This is a genomic window from Janthinobacterium sp. SUN128, from assembly GCF_030587275.1.
In the GTDB taxonomy this organism is placed as follows: Bacteria; Pseudomonadota; Gammaproteobacteria; order Burkholderiales; family Burkholderiaceae_D; genus Janthinobacterium; species Janthinobacterium lividum.
In genome coordinates this window covers 479,087-494,945 of the sequence record NZ_JAPWHY010000001.1, presented here as the reverse complement: position 1 = coordinate 494,945, position 15,859 = coordinate 479,087, and the positions used below count along the sequence as shown (strand labels likewise).

Annotated in this window: 11 protein-coding genes; 7 read left to right on the top strand and 4 right to left on the bottom strand. The window is 66.6% G+C overall.

Features of this window, described 5'->3' with window-relative positions; all coding sequences use genetic code 11:
- Window position 1: 1 nt before the first annotated feature.
- Window positions 2-1,312: an ATP-binding protein gene (locus tag O3297_RS02420; protein WP_225317273.1), complete on the bottom strand. Its 1,311-nt coding sequence runs from the start codon at window positions 1,310-1,312 to the stop codon at window positions 2-4.
- Window positions 1,313-1,514: 202 nt separating this feature from the next.
- On the opposite strand from O3297_RS02420, the gene O3297_RS02415 reads away from it, so the two are divergent.
- On the top strand, window positions 1,515-3,659 hold the full coding sequence (locus O3297_RS02415) for a TonB-dependent receptor domain-containing protein (protein WP_305047642.1): 2,145 nt from the start codon (window positions 1,515-1,517) through the stop codon (window positions 3,657-3,659).
- Between the two features lie 62 nt (window positions 3,660-3,721).
- Here the strand turns inward: O3297_RS02415 and O3297_RS02410 are convergent, their stop codons facing one another.
- Together O3297_RS02410 and O3297_RS02405 are read right to left on the bottom strand one after the other, a co-directional pair.
- Window positions 3,722-4,390: a response regulator gene (locus O3297_RS02410; RefSeq protein WP_070254154.1), complete on the bottom strand. Its 669-nt coding sequence runs from the start codon at window positions 4,388-4,390 to the stop codon at window positions 3,722-3,724.
- A gap of 23 nt (window positions 4,391-4,413) precedes the next feature.
- Window positions 4,414-4,785, bottom strand: a complete 372-nt coding sequence (locus O3297_RS02405) for a YajD family HNH nuclease (RefSeq protein WP_034755042.1) — start codon at window positions 4,783-4,785, stop codon at window positions 4,414-4,416.
- 274 nt (window positions 4,786-5,059) lie between these two features.
- On the opposite strand from O3297_RS02405, the gene O3297_RS02400 reads away from it, so the two are divergent.
- From O3297_RS02400 to O3297_RS02390, 3 genes are read left to right on the top strand one after another with little or no spacing between them, the layout of a single operon-like run.
- Window positions 5,060-8,080 (top strand): PAS domain-containing protein, encoded by a 3,021-nt coding sequence (locus O3297_RS02400; protein ID WP_249936266.1) that lies wholly within the window; start codon window positions 5,060-5,062, stop codon window positions 8,078-8,080.
- Between the two features lie 54 nt (window positions 8,081-8,134).
- On the top strand, window positions 8,135-9,361 hold the full coding sequence (locus tag O3297_RS02395; RefSeq protein WP_305047641.1) for an exonuclease SbcCD subunit D C-terminal domain-containing protein: 1,227 nt from the start codon (window positions 8,135-8,137) through the stop codon (window positions 9,359-9,361).
- Window positions 9,362-9,377: 16 nt separating this feature from the next.
- Entirely contained in the window at window positions 9,378-13,136 is a 3,759-nt protein-coding gene (locus O3297_RS02390) for an AAA family ATPase (RefSeq protein WP_305047640.1), read from the top strand.
- 4 nt (window positions 13,137-13,140) lie between these two features.
- On the opposite strand, the gene O3297_RS02385 is transcribed toward O3297_RS02390, so the two are convergent.
- Window positions 13,141-13,308: a hypothetical protein gene (locus O3297_RS02385; RefSeq protein WP_162835746.1), complete on the bottom strand. Its 168-nt coding sequence runs from the start codon at window positions 13,306-13,308 to the stop codon at window positions 13,141-13,143.
- Between the two features lie 178 nt (window positions 13,309-13,486).
- On the opposite strand from O3297_RS02385, the gene O3297_RS02380 reads away from it, so the two are divergent.
- From O3297_RS02380 to O3297_RS02370, 3 genes are read left to right on the top strand one after another with little or no spacing between them, the layout of a single operon-like run.
- Complete coding sequence (locus tag O3297_RS02380; RefSeq protein ID WP_034755039.1) at window positions 13,487-13,696, top strand: hypothetical protein; 210 nt, start codon at window positions 13,487-13,489, stop codon at window positions 13,694-13,696.
- A gap of 60 nt (window positions 13,697-13,756) precedes the next feature.
- Window positions 13,757-14,614 (top strand): hypothetical protein, encoded by an 858-nt coding sequence (locus tag O3297_RS02375; protein WP_305047639.1) that lies wholly within the window; start codon window positions 13,757-13,759, stop codon window positions 14,612-14,614.
- Window positions 14,615-14,672: 58 nt separating this feature from the next.
- A complete protein-coding gene (locus tag O3297_RS02370; protein ID WP_305047638.1) occupies window positions 14,673-15,851 on the top strand; it encodes a class I SAM-dependent methyltransferase in 1,179 nt (392 codons plus the stop codon).
- Window positions 15,852-15,859: the final 8 nt, after the last annotated feature.

Genomic DNA, 15,859 nt, shown 5'->3' with positions numbered 1-15,859 from the left:
GTCATGGAAACACGACCGTCACCGCCAGCCCCCTGCCCTGCAAGCCGGCGCCGAGGATGATGTCCGCGCCATGCCGCTCGGCGATGCGGCGCACGATGGACAGGCCCAGGCCGCTGCCGGGCAGCTGCCCGCCGCCCAGGCGCACAAAACGCTCGAACGCGCGCGCGTGCAGTTCCTCGGCGATGCCCGGACCGGAATCGGCCACGCGCAAATAGCTGCGCCCCGCCTCCACGCCGCAGCTGATGACGACACAGCCGGGCGCCGGCGTATAGCGCAGCGCATTGTCGACCAGGTTGCGCAGCAACATCTGCAGACTGTCCGCATGCAGCGCACAGGGCGCCGGTGCCATGATCACGCTCAGCGACAGCCGGTACGTCGCGGCCAGCGCCTGCCACTGCGCGGCCTGCTCGGCCAGCAGGTCGGACAGGTCCCCCGCGCGCAAGTCGGCCGCCGCGCCCGAATGCGGGTCGAGCTGCGCCAGCGCCAGCAACTGGTTGACGAGGCGCGTGGCGCGCTCCACGCTGACGCCCAGGGCTGCAATGAATTCCTCGCGTTCAGCCTCGCTGCGGGCCCGCTGCAGCACTTGCAGATTGGTCTTGATGGCGGCCAGCGGCGTGCGCAATTCGTGCGCCGCATCGGCCGTGAAGCGCTGCTCGTTGTCGCGGCTTTGCCGCACTCTGCCGAACAGGCGGTTAATTTCCAGCAGCAGCGGATGCAGCTCGGTGGGTGCGCCAGCCAGCCTGACGTCGGCCAGGTCATCAGGCGTGCGCGCCGACACTTCATCGGCGGACGCCTGCAGCACGCGAAACACGCGGTGGATGCTCCACCAGATGGCGATGGTGGCCAGCGCCACCAGCAGCAGGCCGAACACGGCGATGCGGTAAAAGAAGCCGCGGCTGATATCGTCGCGGTGGCTGGTCGGCTCGGCCACCAGCAGCTGCAGGGTGCGCTGCGGGTCCCACAACGAAAACAGACGCCAGCGCTGGCCGCCGATGCGGGTCCAGGACAGGCCGTCCGGCGCGCTGCGCGACAGGGCGATATCGGACGCCGCGTCATTACGGTACAGCACGCGCTGCTGCGCGTCGCGCACCTTGAACAGCAAATACTGATGGGGATTCGGATGGCCGCGCAGCGGCACGTCGATGGGTCCCGTCAAGCCGTGTTGGCGCGCATCCTTTTCCACCAGCGACAGCAGCAGGTGGCCCGTCTCGATCAGCGACTGGTCGAACAGTTCCTGGCTTTCGCGGCGCGCTTCCACGTACACGATGGCGGCGCTGCCCACCCACAGGGCCAGGGTCAGGCCCAGCAGCACGCCCAGCAAAGTGCGCCGCAGCGACCAGGTTTTCAGGCCGCCGCCAGCCGTTAAGAATCTCTTAAGAACTTCTGCGCAAGATCCGGAGCGAAATATTTTTTGGGAAGCCATGGCTGCAATTGTAAATGATTCTTATTGCCTCAATGATTCCCATTAGCTTGCACCAGAAAAACCAATAACTCATCCACCATCAGGAGTTTGCATGTCCAACAGCACCCGCAGCGCGCGCCTGCCGCGTCCCACCACCCTGGCCCTGGCCTTGGCCGCCCTGTCCTGCCTGCCGGCTCACGCCCAGACGGGCACGCCTGCCAGCATGCCGGAAGTGGTGGTCTCCGCCTCCGGTTTCGAACAGGATATCAAGCAGGCGCCAGCCTCGATCACGGTGCTGACGCGCCAGGAGCTGTCGAAGGAGCGCTTCGGCAACCTGACGCAGGCGCTGGAAAGCGTGGAAGGCATCGACGTGGGCGCGGCGGGCGACAAGACGGGCGGCATGAACATCAGCATCCGCGGCATGCCCAGCGACTACACCCTGGTGCTGATCGACGGACGCCGCCAGAACGCGGCCGGCAATGTCACGCCGAACGGCTTCGGCGGCACGCAGACGAGCTTCATGCCGCCGCTGGCCGCCATCGAGCGCATCGAAATCATCCGCGGCCCCATGTCGACCCTGTACGGTTCGGACGCCATGGGCGGCGTGATCAACATCATCACGCGCAAGGTGGGCAAGCAGTGGATGGGTTCCGTCTCGGCCGACTACACCTTGCAGGAAGAGTCGGACTTCGGCGACGTGAAAAGCGGCCGCTTCTACCTGAGCGGCCCCATCGCCACCGACCTGCTGGGCCTGTCCCTGCGCGGCAGCAAGCAGCGCCGCGACGCGGCCGACATCCGCGTCCCCAACGCGGCCGGCGCGCAAGTGCCCGCCAGCATGGGCGCCAACCCCGTGCGCTCGGACATCGAGAACTTTGGTGCGCGCCTGGCCTTCACGCCGAACCGCTACCATACCGTCATCCTCGACGCGGACGCGGGCCGCCAGACCTACGACAATTCGAAGGGCCAGCTCGGCACCAATACCGTACAGGGCGGCTACGGCCCGGAACAGAAATACAAGCGCGACCAGTGGACCCTGTCGCACACGGGCCGCTTCGGCTTCGGCACGCTGGACAGCAGCTACATGGTAAACAAGACGGAAACCCTGGGCCGCACGATTCCGCCAGGCACGCCCGGCGCCGTCGCTGGCAGCGCGCGCACCCTGGAAGTGGAAAGCCAGGTGTTCGATACCAAATTGGTCATGCCGTTGGGCAAACACATGGCCACCGTCGGCGCGCAATGGTGGAAAGCGGAAATGACGGATGGCGTGGCGCCAAAGAAATTCGAATTCACGCAAAAAGCCCTGTTCGTGGAAGACGAATGGCAGGTGCTGGACAACGTCGCGCTGACCGTCGGCGCCCGTTATGACGATCACAGCATCTTCGGCGGCCAGACCAGCCCCCGCGCCTATGCCGTGTGGAACGCAGCGCCAAGCTGGACCGTCAAGGGCGGCGTCAGCAAGGGCTACAAGACGCCGCGCGTGGAGCAACTGTCGCCAGGCATCAACGGTTTTGGCGGCCAGGGCACGATCCCCCTCGTCGGCAGCCCGGACCTGAAGCCGGAAACGAGCACGACGACGGAAATCGGCGCATATTTCGACAACCTGGCCGGCTGGACCGCCAGCGGCACTTTGTTCAACAATACATTCAAGGACAAGATCACGACGGGCACGGGCCTCGTCAACTGCGACTACCGCCCCTCGCCGAACCGTCCCGGCTGCGTCAGCTTCGGCAACTGGCCCAACGTCGATGCGTTCGGCCAGTCGGTCAACGTGGATGAGGCCGTCACGCGCGGCGTCGAGCTGAACACGCGCTTCCCGCTGGGCAAGACCCTGTCGGCCAGCGCCAACTACACGTACACGGAAAGCGAACAGAAGAGTGGCAGCAACGTCGGCAAGCCCCTGAGCGACACGCCCAAGCACGCCGTCAATGCGCGCCTGTCGTGGGATATCTCACGCGAGTGGAACGGCTGGCTGCGCGCCGAGTACCGCAGCGAACGCTTCCGCGATCCGGGCACCTCGGCTTCCACGCGCGCCGCCAAGGCCGCGCTGGGCGACTACAAGGGTTACACCATGTTGCACCTGGGCAGCAGCTACCAGCTGAACAAGCGCGTCACCCTGAACGCGGCCGTGTACAACCTGCTCAACAAGGACTTCGTCGACTACCAGCCATACCGCGCACCGGCATTGAACTACGCCAACCGCTATGTCAACAGCCTGGACGGCCGTCGTCTGTGGCTGTCGGCCACCGTCGATTTCTGATGCCGTAACGCGCCATCAGCGCCAACATCGAACGGGCTGCCTCAGGGTAGCCCGTTTTTGTGTCAAGCCGCTTTGGGCTTGTCGATGCAATAACCGATCGCATGCACGGTGCGTATCAAGTCCCGCCCCAGCTTCTTGCGCAGGTGGTGGATATGCACTTGCACGGCATTGCTTTCCACTTCGTCACCCCAGCTGTACAGGTTTTTCTCCAGCTGTTCCCGGCTCAGCACCCGGCCGCCGTGCTCCAGCAGCAGTTGCAGGATGCGAAATTCCTTCACCGTCAAGGTCACGGGCAATCCCCCTTGCGTTACCTGCCGGTCCGCGATATCGAGCACCAGGTCGCCATGCACGAGGTGCTCGCGCAGGCGGCCGGCCGCGCGGCGGCAGGCGCTGCGGATGCGCGCGGCCAGCTCGTCGAGGTCGAACGGTTTCACGATAAAGTCGTCGGCCCCCGCGTCGAGCCCGGCGATGCGCTCGCCCACCTGGTCGCGCGCCGTGACGACCAGCACGGCGCCGCTATAGCCATTGTCACGCAGCACGCCCAGCGCCTGCATGCCATCCTGCCCCGGCAAGCCCAGGTCGAGCAAAATACAGCCATAGTCGTGCAGGCGCACGGCCGTGTGCGCGTGTTCGGCGCTCGTGACCCAGTCGACGGCATAGCCGCCCTGTTCCAGGCCGATCTGCGTGGCGCGACCCAGCTGCGGGTCGTCTTCGGTCAGCAAGATGCGCATGGGGTGGGAAGCGGAAGGGCCGCTCAGTCCTTTTTCTTGATCAGGCCAGCGAGCGCGGCAAACGGATTGTGCGTGGCGGGCGCCACCTCGGCCGACAGCAGGCCGGCGCCACGGTCCGCTTCCAGGTAGCGCGAGTGCTCATTGTCGTGGCAATACAGGCACAGCAGCTCCCAGTTGCTGCCGTCCGGCGGATTGTTGTCGTGGTTATGGTCGCGGTGGTGCACCGTCAGCTGTTGCACGTTGGCGCGCGTAAATTCGCGCATGCAGCGGCCGCAGACCCACGGATACATCTTCAGCGAGCGCTCGCGGTAGCCGCTCTCGCGCTGGTCGGCGGCGCGGCGCGCTTCGGCCACGATCTTGTCCAGTCTTGCCGCGTCGGGCTTTTTACTCTGCATGACAACTTTCGATATGGGAGGTAGAAGCGCCCATTTTAATGAGGATGGGGGCGCAATTGTACTTTTTCTGCCACGCCGCCGGCCCGTGTCGCCGCCGGCGTGCTTTTTTTAGCGTGCGCGGCACCACAGATACTTGATTTAACGCAAAATAAGGCCAGCGACAGACTACGAACAGACGCTGGGGCCGCAGGCAGCGCGCAGGTCAGCATATTTCGGCTATGATGCGCGCCACGCCGCCCTTCCACTTTTCCATGACCCTAGCCTGCAAGCGCCCGTGATAGCGATAACAAGACCCCTGCAACGCCTTGCCCGCCGCCTGTACCGTCTCAGCCTGGTACCCCTGTTCGCGCTCATCTTGCTGCTGGCGCTGTGGGCGGCTGTCTTTTACCAGGTTGGCCAGGAGCGGGCCAGCGCCGTGCGCGACGCCGTGGCCGTCAGCCAGTCGCTGGCGCGCACCCTGGCCGACCATACCAGTTTCACCCTGCGCCAGACGGACCACGCCACCCAACTGTTCAAGCTCAAATACGAGGAAACGGACGGCGGCCTGCGCCTGAATGAATTCACGCGCCGCCAGGGCCTGCTCGACAGCGTGCTGCCATCGAAGCTCGAATTGCCGATCGCCCTCATCGACGCGCACGGCAATGTGGTCGACAGCGCTCACGCCTATCTGCCGGAAAACCTGGCCACGCAGGCATTTTTCAGGGCGCTGGCCGCGAATGCGTCCGACACGGCCCTGGTCGACACGCCCATGCTCGACGCCGAGAGCAAGCGCTGGACCATCCGCCTGGCGCGCCGCCTGAACGATGCCCAAGGCCGCTTCGCCGGCGCCATCGTCATCCTCGTCGACCCCACGTATTTTGTCGACGACTACGACCGCCTGAACCTCGATGAACAGGGCGCGCTGATGCTGGTGGCGCGCGACAGCGGGCTGACGGTGGGACGCATCGGCGAGCAATTGATCCTCAGCGACCGCATCGACTTCCGCATGCCGGGACCGCCGCAGCACGCCCCCGAAGAACTGCTGATCGAGCCGCCCGTCGACGCGACGTCACGCATCTACAGCTACCACGAGCTGCCGCGCTACCCGCTGCTGGCCGTGGTGGGCGTGAACCGCGCCGTCGCCCTGGCGCGCTTCGAACACCGCCGCCTGGTCTATGTCGGCGCGCTGCTTGCCGCCAGCGTGCTCATTGCCGGCTTTACGACCCTGCTGATGCGCCAGAGCGCGCGCCTGCGCCGCAGCATCCGCCAGGCCAAGGAGACGCAGGCCTTGCTGCGCGCGGCGCACCAGGGCAGCCTCGATGCCGTGCTGCTGCTGAAAGCCTGGCGCCCCGCGCCGGGCAAGCCGGTGGAAGATTTCATTTTCGCCGACATCAACGAGCGGGCCGCCGACATGCTGGGCAAGCCACGCTCCGAACTGCTGGGCCAGCGCGTGCTGCAGCAGATGCCGCTGCTGCGCGGCGAGCGTTTTTTCAAGCGCTTCGTGCTGGTGATGGAAACGGGCCAGCCGCTGGAAGATGAATTCGAGCTGCCACTGGCCTCGGGCGGCACGCGCTGGCTGCGTCACCAGGTGGTGCCGATCGCCGACGGCGTGGCCGTCACCTCGCGCGACATCAGCGCGCGCAAGCACGACGAACTGGCGCTGCAGGACAACCGCAGCTTCCTGCAGTCGCTGATCGACCATCTGCCCGTGCTGGTCTACGTGAAAAGCGCGCGCCCGGAAAACTTCGGCAAGATGGAAGTGTGGAACAAGGCCGCAGAGGATATCACCGGCCACCTGGCTGCCGACGTCATCGGCAAGACCGATTGCCAGGCCTTCCCGCCCGACTTCGGCCTGCACGACGCCGAGGACGACCGCGCCATCCTGGCCGAGCGCGGGGTCATCGACCATACGGAAAAACCGCTGCGCCTGGCTGACGGCAGCCTGCGCTACCTGCGCGCCGTCTCCGTGCCCGTGTTCGACGAGCGCCAGCAGATCGAACATATCCTGTGCATCGCCGAAGATATCTCGCAGCGCCGCCAGCAGGAACTGGAACTGCGCCAGAAACAGGCCGAACTGGCCGCCGTCAACGACGCCTCGCCGCTCGGGCTGGTGCGCCTGGACCGCCAGCGCCGCTGCACCTACGTCAACCGCACCTTCGAATCGATCACGGGCTTGCCGCGCGCCGCCGCCCTGGGCGCCGGCTGGACCAGCGCCCTGCACCCGGACGACTATCCGCTGATGCACGTGGCGCTGGAGCAGCTCACGCGCAGCCACGCGCCGTTCCAGTCCACCCTGCGCTGCCTGCAGCGCGACGGCAGGCTGGTCTGGGTCTCCGTCAAAATTGCCCCCATCCTCATCGACGACCGGATCGAAGGCTACGTGGGGACCCTGGACGACATCACCACCTTGCGCGAATCGGAAGTGGCGCTGCTGGAAAGCGAAGCGCGCCTGCGCACCATCGCCGACACCTTGCCGGCCATGATCGCCTACATCGACGCCGACCAGGTCTACCGCTTCCTGAACATCGCCTATGAACGCGAATTCGGCCTGACGGGCCGGCAGGCGCTGGGCAAAAGCGTGCGCGACACCGTGGGCGAGGCGCGCTACCGCACGGTGGCGCCGTATATCGAACGCGTGCTGGCGGGCGAAACCCTGAGCTTCGAGGAAGAAGACGACAAGGAAGGCATCGAGCGCTGCATGGAAGTGATCTACATCCCGCAGATCGGCGAAGACAAGCTGCAGGTGGTGGGTTTTCACGTGATGCGCCAGGATATCACCGTGCAAAAGCGCGAAAAACAGCGCCTGCTGAAGCTGGCCCAGGTCGATGCGCTGACGGGCTTGTCGAACCGCGCCGGCTTCCAGCAAAAACTCAGCGACGCCATGCACGCGAGCCGCCAGCAGCAGCACCTGATGGCCGTCATGTACATGGATATCGACCGCTTCAAGCCCGTCAATGACACGCATGGCCACGGCACCGGCGACGCCCTGCTGCGCGCCTTCGCCCAGCGCCTGACGCAGACCATGCGTGCCACCGATATCATCGCCCGCCTGGGCGGCGACGAATTCACCATCATCATGGAACAGATCACCCGGCCCGACGACGCGGCCGTGCTGGCGGAAAAAATCGTCGCCGCCATGCAGCAGCCGTTCGAACTCGATGGCATCAGCGTGCGCATTTCCGCCAGCATCGGCCTGGCCTTCTACCGCGACGAAGACATTTCCCCCGCCGTGCTGCTGCAGCGGGCCGACGTGCTGCTGTATCAGGCGAAACAGGATGGGCGCAATACTTATCGCGCAGGCGTGCTGACGGCGTGAGACAGGCGCCATTCCTGCTATATTGGCGCCTGTCCTCCCTACCCTTGCCCCACCATGCGCCTGCTGCACACTTCCGACTGGCATCTGGGCCAGACCCTGCACAATTATGAGCGGGGCTACGAACACCAGCGCTTCCTCGACTGGCTGCTCGACACGCTCGTGGCCGAACAGGTCGACGTGCTGCTGGTGGCGGGCGACGTGTTCGACAACGCCAACCCTTCCGCCGCCTCGCAGAAGCAGTTATATGTATTCCTGCAGCAGGCGCGCGCGCGCCTGCCAGCGCTGCAGCTGGTCGTCGTCGCCGGCAACCACGATTCGGCCGGCCGCCTGGAAGCGCCCGGCCCCCTGCTGGCCGCGCATGGCACGCACGTGATCGGCCATGTGCTGCGTGGCGACGATGGCCAGATCGACCTGGAACGCCTGCTGCTGCCGCTCACCGGCAGCGATGGGCAAGTGCAGGCGTGGTGCCTGGCCGTGCCCTTCCTGCGCCCCGGCGACGTGCCGAAACTGCCGGCCGGCGATACCCAGGATGCCTACCTGGGCGGCATCGCCCTGCTGTACCGCCAGCTGGCGGACCTGGCGCTGGAGCGCCGCCAGCCCGGCCACGCCATCATCGCCATGGGCCACTGCCATATGGTGGGCGGCGAAATGTCGAACGATTCCGAGCGCCGCATCGTCATCGGCGGCACGGAAATGCTGCCGTCGGGGATTTTCGATACCGCCATCGCGTATGCGGCGCTGGGCCATTTGCACAAGGCGCAGGCCGTGGGCGGCCAGCAGCATATCCGCTACTGCGGCAGCCCGATTCCCCTGTCCTTCGCGGAAGTGAATTACCGCCATCAGGTGCTGTGCCTCGATATCGACGGCGAGCAATTACGCGAGGTACGCGCCATCGAGGTGCCGCGCGCCGTGCCGCTGCTGCGCGTGCCCGCCACGCCGGCGCCGATTGCCGAAGTGCTGGAACAGCTGGCCGCCCTCGACGTGCCCGCAGCGCCACCGGAAGCGCAGCCCTTCCTGGAAGTGCGCGTGCGCCTCGATGCGCCGGAACCGGGCCTGCGCACGCGCATCGAAACGGCGCTCGACGGCAAGCACGTGCGCCTGGCGAAGATCGAAACATCGAGCGCCGCGCGCAGCAGCGCGCCCGAGAACATGACGCTCGACCAGTTGGGCCAGCTGCAGCCCGACGACATCTTCCGCCGCCTGTACCTGCAAAAATACGGCCAGCCCGCGCCGCCCGAACAACTGTCGGCCCTGGCCGAACTGCTGCTGCCTGGCGCTTGAGCACACCTGAAGAACCATGAAAATACTGAAAATCAGCGGCAAGAACCTGGCCTCGCTGGCCGGCGAATTTGAAGTCGACTTCCAGCAGGAGCCGCTCGCGTCTTCCGGCCTGTTCGCCATCAGCGGCCCCACGGGCGCGGGCAAGAGCACCCTGCTCGATGCCCTGTGCCTGGCCCTGTACGACGCCACGCCGCGCCTGCTGAAAGTACTGGGCCGGGGCAGCGCCCTGCCCGACGTGGGCAAGGAAACCGTCAACGCCCAGGATACCCGCACCCTGCTGCGGCGCGGCACGCCGGACGGCTACGCGCAAGTGGACTTCGTCGGCAACGATGGCGCCAGCTACCGCGCGCGCTGGAGCGTGCGCCGTTCGCGCACCAAGGCCGAAGGCGCGCTGCAAGCCACGGCCATGAGCTTGCACCAGCTGCCAGCGCTGCAGCCCATCGGCGGCACCAAGACGGAAGTCAAGGAAGAGATCGAAAAGCGCATCGGCCTGTCGTTCGACCAGTTTACGCGCGCCGTGCTGCTGGCGCAAAACGAGTTTTCCACCTTCCTCAAGACGGAAGACAATGAACGGGGAGAGTTGCTGGAAACCCTGACGGGCAGCAGCATCTATACCGACATTTCCATGCGCGCCTTCGAGCGGGCAAAAAAGGAAAAGCAGGTCCTCGAACGCCTGGGCGAAAAACTGGCCGACCAGCGGCCCTTGTCGCCGGAAGAACGTACCGATACCGAGGTCCTGTGCAGCGCGGCCGAGACCACCCTGCAAACCATCGACTTGCGCAAGGCGGTGCTGGAACTGCAGCAGCGCTGGCACCAGGAAACGCACAAGCTGCAAAGCCAGGTAGCGGCGGCGCAAGAGGCGCTCGATGGCGCGGATGCCGAACGGGCCGCTGCCGAAGAGCGCCGCACGGCGCTGGCGCAGTGGGAATTGCTGCAGCCGGCGCGCCCCTTCGTCGATGACGTGGCGCGCTTGGCGAACGACATCGCCAGCAGCGGCGCCGCGCTGGAAGCGGCGCGCGCGCAGGCGGCGCAAGCCGTGGCCAGCGAAACGCAACTGGCTGCCGGCGTGCAGCAAGCGGCAGCGGCCTTGCAGGCCAGGGAAGCGGCGCAGCGCGACGCGGCACCGCAGCTCGATGCCGCCAAGGCGCTCGATGCCGGCATTGCCGCCCACTTGCCCGCGCACCGCCAGGCCAGGGAGGCGGCAATGACGGCAGACCACGCCAACGAGACGGCGCGCGCCACCTTGCACGATCTGCAGCAGGGCCAGCACGCCATGCAGGCGGAGCAGGAAACGGGCCGCCTGTGGCTGGTATCGCACCAGCATTGGCAAGCGCTGGCCACGTCGTGGCAATTGTCGGACCAGCTGTTCGCCCAGGCCGGCCAGGCTGCCGCGCAAGCCGATGCGGCCGACGCCAAGGCAGCCGAAGCGGCGCAGCTGGTGCGCGCGGCAACCAACGCGGGCCACGCGGCGCAAGCCGCATTGACGGCCGCCGCCGCCACGCTCGCCGAGCACGATGGGCAGCGGCGCGAAGCGCTGTCCGCCGTGCAAGCCATCGACGGACAGCTGCTGCAGGAACAGCGCGGACAGCTGGAAAACCATGCGCGCCAGTTGAATGCGGCGGAAAAGACGTGGACGGAGCTGGCGCGCCAGCAGCAGGCGCTGGCGCATGGACAAGCGAGGGCCGCCCAGCTGGCGCAGGCCGCGCAGACGGAAAACGCGGCGCTGGCCGCGGCGGCAGCACAAACAGCGCTGCTGGAAGCGAGCCTGGCGCAGGCGGAAAAGTCCTTGAAAGGCGCGGAAGCGGCATGCGCGGCCAGCGTCGAGCAGCTGCGCGCCACCTTGCAGGACGAGCAGCCCTGCCCCGTCTGCGGCGCGCTGGAACACCCGTACAGCCACGCCGATCACGCTTTGCAGGCGATGCTGGCCAGCTTGCAGGATGACGTACTGGCTTGCCGCGCACAGGCGCGCAGCAATCTGGAGCAACTGGCCACGCACAGGGCGGCGCTGGCCGCGACTGCGCGCGAACAGGCGCAGACGGATGCCGAACTGGCGGCCCTGCCGCCCGCCATCGCCAGCCTGCACGCGCAATGGCAGCCGCATGCCGATACCCTGCATCTGCCGCCGGAAAACCAGCGTGCGCACTGGTTCGTGCAGCAACTGGCAGCCAATGCGGCAGCCCTGCAGGCGCTGGCGCAGCAGGAGGCGGCGCTGCGCCAGGCCAGCGCGCGGCGTGAGCAGGCGCAGGCGGCGCACGAACTGGCTGGCGCCGAACACGCGCGCTACACAAGCGCCGTCGCCGAAACGCAGACACGGCTGGCGCAGTTGCAAGCGCAACAGGCGGCCAGCGTGGACAAGGTGGAGACGTCGCGCAGCGCGCTTGACGGCTTGCTGGCGCAGCTCGATGCCGCGTTTGCCGACGTGGAAGGCGCCGAAGGCTGGAAGGACAACTGGCGCGCCGGCCCCGCCGCCTTCCGCGCGGCGCGCGAAACGGAAAGCCGGCAATGGCTGAAACAGCAGGCGGACCAGGACCAGCGCGGCCACGCGCTGGCGACCCTGGCCGCGCAGCTGGAAGCGGCGCAGCTGGCCGCCGGCAAGGCACGGCAAGCGGCGCAGGAGTCCCACGCCGCCTTTGCCGCCGCCGACAAACAGCGCACGGCACTGCAAACGGAGCGCAACGCGCTATGGCAGGGCCAGAACGTGGCCGAGGTGGAACACAGCCTGGCTGGCGCCATCGCGCAGGCCAAGGAGCTGCTGGCACAGCAGCAAACGGCGGCGCAGTCGGCCGGCCAGCAGCGCACGCGCCTCGATGAAGCATGCGTGCAGCTGGCACAGCGCCTGGCCGCCATGCATGAACAGGAACGCGGCGCCACCGCCGCCCTGCACGACTGGCTGCAGCAGTTCCGGCAGCGTCACTCCGGCCATGCGCCCGCCACGCTCGACGAGCTGCGCGCGCGCCTGGCCATCGCGCCGGACGCCATGCGCGCCGAACGCGACGCCCTGCAGATGATCGCCGACCGCCACACGGCGGCCGTTTCCGTGCTGGCCGAGCGCCGGCAGCAACTGGCGGCGCATGTGCAACAGCCGCCGGAAGCGCTGGAAACGGACGAGGCCGCGCTGCAGGCGGCGCTCGACGCGCTTGGCGCCGAACGCCAGGCGGCCAACCAGGAAGCGACGCGCCTGCGCCTGGCCATCGCGCAGGACGACGCGCGGCGCCACAGCGCGCAAACGATGCTGGCGCAGATCGAGGCGCAAGCCGTCATCGAGCGGCGCTGGGCCAGCCTGAATGAATTGATCGGCTCGGCCGACGGCAAGAAATTCCGCAACTACGCGCAGCAATTCACGCTGGAAGTGCTGCTGGGCTATGCCAATGCACACCTGAACCACCTGGCGCGCCGCTACCAGCTCGAACGCATCGACAACCCGAACAATCCGTCGCTGGGCCTGATGGTGCGCGACCAGGACATGGGCGGCGAGCTGCGCTCCGTGCACTCGCTGTCGGGCGGCGAATCGTTCCTCGTCTCGCTGGCCCTGGCGCTGGGCCTGGCCTCGCTGTCCTCGAACCGGGTGCGCGTGGAATCGCTGTTCATCGACGAGGGCTTCGGCAGCCTGGACACGGAAACCCTGCGCGTGGCCATGGATGCGCTCGACGGCTTGCAAGCCATGGGCCGCAAGGTGGGCGTCATCTCGCACGTACAGGAAATGACGGAGCGCATCGCCACCCGTATCCTCGTGCAGCCTGGATCCGGCGGCAAGAGCGTGGTGACGGTGCGCTGAGTCACTAGCGGCTGGCCGGCTCCCGGCACAGTCTGAGCATATCCCAGCCCAGTTCGCGGCGGATCTGCTCGGGGTCGGGCGGGGGCCGGCGCTGTTCCAGCTCCGCTTTCAGCCACTTCCTGACCAGCTCCTTGGCGGGCTGTACAGGCTTTTCCTTGTCATGCTTGTCCATGGTGCTACCTCTTCAATGGCGGTCAGACGACCTCCTATATACGTTCAACGTCATGGCGCGGATTCAGTTGACGTGCGCGTGGCGCAGATGCAACAACGTGTAACGATGGCCAGAGTGCGTTAAAATCGCCGCCTTCGCGTAGAGGAACTCTACGCCCCGCAACAGTTCAAGGAACCCCATGAAAGCCGCCCGCAGCCTCACCTTCAAGTGCGTAAAATGTCACAAATCCATGCAGGTTTACCTGCAAAAAGTCTCCGCCTGCTCGCATATCCAGCCGTACCAGGGCATTTGCGCATGCGGCGAACTCAAGCGTCACGCCACGGGCCAGGCCGATGCCGTCAAGTCCTACCTGGAATCGGCAGACGGTAGCTGGTCGCACCACCACTGATGGTTAAAGAATGGGGCGATATTGTCGTTAATTCGACTATCCTCTCCATTTGAACCGACCATGTCCCAGCTCCCCGCCCTTGTCAGCCGTCAATCCGCCTCGAATACGCTGGCTGGCCAGCAGCCGTCCCGCACGGGCAGCAGCGCCACGGGCCTGGCCGCTTCGCCCCTGATGCAGCGCACGGCGCAGGACGTGGTGGCGCTGTCAAAGAATGGCCTGGACCTGTCGGCCAAGGGACTGTCGCAGCGGACCGATGCGCTGGGCAACGCCACCGTCGACGTGGCGCAGGATTTCCTCTCCACCATGACGCGCCAGCTGTTCGGCGACGGTGCCACGGTCGCCTTCGATTCCGTCGACCTGCAGGCCGGTTCCAGCTTCAGCAGTGGCAACGCCAGCGTCTCGGGCGCCAACGGCAGCAGCCGCGCGGCGGCCTTCAGCCTCGATGAAAACGCGCATTTCATCGGCAAGGGCAAGATCACGACGGCCGATGGCCAGACCTTCGACTTCGAAGTGGAAGTGCAATATCAATCGAGCATCAGCGCGGGCGTCCTTGAGCAAACGCAGAATGCCGCCGAGGAAGCAGCCTCCGCCGATGACGCAGAGTTGCCCGCGAAAGAGTTGCCCGCCACGCATTTCGGCGGCAATCTGCACGACCTGTTCAAGCTGCTGGGCCAGCAATTGCAAAGCAATCTCTACCAGGGCACGTCCGATGGCGCCAGCGCCAGCGGCAAGGATGACGGCCTGGCAGGCAGCCTGAGCTTGCGCTTGCTCAAGCTGGTGCAGCCGGACCAAGCCGCCGAGACCGCCAAAGCAGACAGGAAAGCCGTGGAAACCACGCCGGAAGAGCAGGCGCGCGCCCGCGCGCTGGCACTCGCATACGGCACGGACACCGCTAGCAGCACGGTCAGCAACGTATAATGGAAGACGGCCTGCGCAGGCGACCATGCCGCGCGCCACCTTCTATCGATTGAATCCCATGTCCGACACTTCTTCACCTACCGTTCATCCGCAGATCCACTGGAGCGAAAACGGCGCCGAGCATTCGGCCCGCTGGCGCTCGGAAAGCGGCATGCCGCCGCCCAAGCGCGTCGTCATCGCCGATGACCGCACGACGGCCGACCAGGCTTACCGCCTGGCCTGCGAAGGCACGGCCATGCTGTGGCGCGGCGACTTCCAGAACGCGCGCCAGCTGCTGCAGGCGCTGGCGCGGCGCGCCGACCACAAGAACGACAAACCGAGCAAGAAGGCCAAGGCCACCAAGCTGACGAAACCCGAACCGTCCGCCACGGAAGCCTTCCACTTGCACCGCCAGGCCCAGTCGCAACGCGCCCGTACCCTGGCCATGCTGCTGCTGCCTTTTGAGGCCGACTACACGATCCCGCTGCGCCGCGCGCCGGACGTGAAACTGGCGTGCAATGAAGCGTATGGCCGTGGCGAAGAACCGTTTATCGCCTCGCTGCGTGAATTGCTGGGCCTGATCGGCGCGCACGAATGGCGCCGCACGGGCGTGGAACTGCCAGCCCTGGGCCAGCGCATCCACCCGCATTACGGCGTGTTCGCGCCCATCCGCGGCGAATACGTGGGCCTGGTGGCGGAAGCGCCGCTGCCTGCGCGCGCCAGCCTGGCCTTTGATATCGGCACCGGCACGGGCGTGCTGGCCGCCGTACTGGCGCAGCGCGGCATTCAGCGCATCGTCGCCACCGACCAGGACCCGCGCGCCCTGTCCTGCGCGCGCGAAAACCTGGCCCGCCTCGATTTGCTTGACAAGGTCGACGTGCTGCAGACCGACCTGTTCCCTGCCGGCCGCGCGCCGCTCATCGTGTGCAATCCGCCCTGGCTGCCTGCGCGCCCAAGCTCGCCGATCGAATACGCCGTCTACGATCCGGACAGCCGCATGCTGCGCGGTTTCCTCGCCGGCCTGGCCGGGCACCTGGAAGCAAACGGCGAAGGCTGGCTGATTTTATCGGACCTGGCCGAGCACCTGGGCCTGCGCCCGCGCGCACAATTGCTCGAATGGATAGAACAGGCGGGCTTGAAAGTCATCGACCGCCTGGACGTGAAACCCACGCACCCGCGCGCGCAGGACGCCACCGACAGCCTGCACGCGGCCCGCTCGAAGGAAATCACCTCGCTGTGGCGCCTGGCGGCGGCGTAATCCAGGGT